Annotated in this window: 3 protein-coding genes; all 3 read right to left on the reverse strand. The window is 25.2% G+C overall.

Translation table 11 applies throughout. The annotated features are described in order from the left end of the window. Positions 1–224, reverse strand: a 224-nt coding sequence (locus ACJTHF_RS13950) for a hypothetical protein (protein WP_407812632.1), incomplete at its 3' end; no start/stop codon positions are given. Between the two features lie 24 nt (positions 225–248). Beyond that, positions 249–2,330, reverse strand: coding sequence for a trypsin-like serine peptidase (locus tag ACJTHF_RS13955; RefSeq protein ID WP_407812633.1), 2,082 nt, complete (start codon positions 2,328–2,330; stop codon positions 249–251). A 411-nt stretch (positions 2,331–2,741) separates the two neighbouring features. Next, positions 2,742–3,101, reverse strand: a 360-nt coding sequence (locus tag ACJTHF_RS13960) for an LPXTG cell wall anchor domain-containing protein (RefSeq protein WP_407812634.1), incomplete at its 5' end; no start/stop codon positions are given.

Here is a 3,101-nt window from a genome sequence, read left to right on the forward strand (position 1 = left end):
TAAAAATCACCTGGCTTTGCATCAATTTCTAATATTTCTCCACCTTGTTCAGGTACAGTCATTGAACCATCATAATTTATTCTGATAGGATATAACATTCCTCCGTTGTGAAACACATACTTCACAGGTTTGTCTTGTTTCACTTCTTCTGCATTTACTTTTCCAATAACTGGTGTAGTTAGTGTTGTACATAACAATGTTGATAAAATTATTTTCTTTAACATAATTTTCACTCCTCACTTAAATATTTATAGTACTTTTACTGCTTCCTTCTCAATATAACCTATCCATTTGTCTTTATTATCATATAATGAGTAGTAAATTCTTCCGTTACTTAATTTATATAAACATTTAGAATGTAGTTTTTTGTTTATATAATTCTGTGATTGGTTTCTTACTCTATCGAATAAGAAATGATAAAAATTATATTTAGTACTTATAATTTTTACATCTTTATTGAAACTTTGTGGTACAACTTTCTCAGTAGCATTTATATTCAAAATCCCTAAATAATTACCCTTACTATCATAAATTTTTAAATACGTTCGATTATTATTTTTATCTTTATAGATACCTTTAGCATTAAATACCTTGTGATAAATAGATTTTGTATCTAAATTTTTCTTACCAAAGAAATCTCCCCATACAGTATAATTATTCTTTATAATTTCAACACGTTCATCATAAGGTTCAAATTTAATTTCATTAACATCTTTGTTTAATACATATCCTTGCCATTTATCATTTTTATCATATAAAGAATAGATTATTCGATTATTTGGTAATCGGTAAGTATATTTCACTTTATAATAACTGTTGAAAGATAATTTAGTATCTGTTTTTACATCTTCAAATAAGTTTCTAAAATGCTTTATATTTTCTTTTTTTAGTTGTACGCTTAAATTAGTTGTAGTAGCATTAATTTCAGTTATATCATTAATGTTTATAAATCCAATAAATTGATAGTTCTTATCTTTAATTAATAAATATTTACCACCTATAGAATCTGTATATAAATTTTCAGCTTTATATACTCTGACTAAAATATCCTTATCATTTTTATATAGCTCATTGAAATTTAAATCTTTCCATACTTTTGCATTTTTTTCATTGATATAAATATATTTATTAAAATCCTCAATCTTTAATTCATTTTTCCATTCATTTATAGTTTCTATATTAGTTGAAGATAGTCTTATACCAGAATTATATTTATAAGAGTCATTCTCATTAAACCCTCTAGTATGAATCGCAATAACATCATTATTAATATTAAATACTGGGCTACCACTTTGTCCAGGTTCTGTATCAGAATCATAATAAATTTTGTTTTTAGTAATATTCACAATTTTTCCAGAACTATAATATTGATTACCTTTTTTTATTTTGTCTATATTATTTTTGTTTGAACCTGGATAACCTGTAGTTGATATAAATTCACCTAAAGTAACTTCATCAATAATATTTAACTTACCTAAGTCCTTACCTAAAGGTTTGTCAATAATAAGTATAGCCATATCAAAAAAATAATTACGAAAATTCTTCCATTCAGGCATTACATATGTTTTAATTACATTTGCGGTTCCAAATGTAGCTTTTTCATCCTTATATCCTGCTTCTATTATAATTTTATTAATTGGGTAATCGATATAATCACTAGTTATAACGTGTGCAGCAGTCAGCACAGTATAGTTATCAATCAAGAATCCCGTACCACCTCCATAAAGTATACTGTCATTTACATATGAACTTATATGAACAATAGATTTATTCGGCGCTTTAATTAAATCTCTTACAATTTTCCTATCATCCTGACCAATTATAGATTCAGCTACATTATTAATAGCTTCATTTTTTCCTTGATTAACATCTATCTTTTCTAATGATAAACTACTTTTTTCATCATTGAATTTTTCTTCTCCACTACTTATATTCTCACTTGATGTACTTTCGCTATTTTCAATTTCGACATTAGCTTTTTTGATTGAATTGTTTTCTGGTTGCGTATTTTGTATTTCTGAATTATTCTCGTTATTTTCATTGTTCTCTACATCATTATTATTTTCAGATTCCACTGCTATGGCACTTGTACTAATATTCGGTTCTTCATTTTCAACATCTTCATTTGTATTATTATCTGTTTCTAAATTTGTATTCAAGTCTTCATTTTCATATTTATCAATATCAATATTAGAAATATTACTTTCATTTAAATTACTATCTGAAATTTGTTGACCTGATTGATTACTTTCTTCTGCAAAGGCTTGATTACTAATTATTGAGATGTTGATTAAAGACAAAAATGTGATTAATAAAATAAACTTCTTCATCATACACCTCTTTTCAATAATATTCAGAAAATAAAATCAAAAAAATTTCAATCTAATATTAGGGTAAACATAATAGAGCAAAGCTAATTTAATAAAATAAACGTGAAATGATGAGTTAAACCATCATTATGATTCTCTTGTAACTTAAAATTAAATTATCACTCCTCTTCAATTTTTAACCTTCATATAACTTTCTTATATTTCGGTTTATTTTTTTATCGCCTATATTTTATCTATATTGAAGAAATTTATACCTCAGATTAATTAAGGATATTATACAATGTAATTTTTTACCATTCAATATATTTTTTACATTTATTGTATTAAATTATGCCTGATATAAAATGCGTTAGACATACTTTTTTCCACAAAAAAACTCACGAGATTTCTATCTCGTGAGTCGCTTTTATATTAAAAGTTAGCTTTTCGCTTTAATCTATGAATACCTAATAATGATATAACTACACAAGTAAATAACAAAGTACGAAATAATGTATTTTCACTTTCACCCGTTTTAGGTAATTCTTTTTGTTGTTTATCTGATTTATTATCTGCAGCTTTAGCTTTACTGCTAGTATCCTTAGTCTTTACATCTTTATTATTATCTTCTTTTTTCACATCAACTTTTTTAGAAACATCAGAAGATTGAGGTTCAGACTTTTGATTATTCACTGCTACTTTATTTTGATCATTAGATTTATTATTAGCTACAGCTTTATTATCTTTATTTGTATCAGATTTATTTTGATCAGTAGCATCCTTCTTATCAAC

Origin of the sequence: Mammaliicoccus sp. RAM2 (assembly GCF_045897195.1) — a bacterium.
In the GTDB taxonomy this organism is placed as follows: Bacteria; Bacillota; Bacilli; order Staphylococcales; family Staphylococcaceae; genus Mammaliicoccus; species Mammaliicoccus sciuri.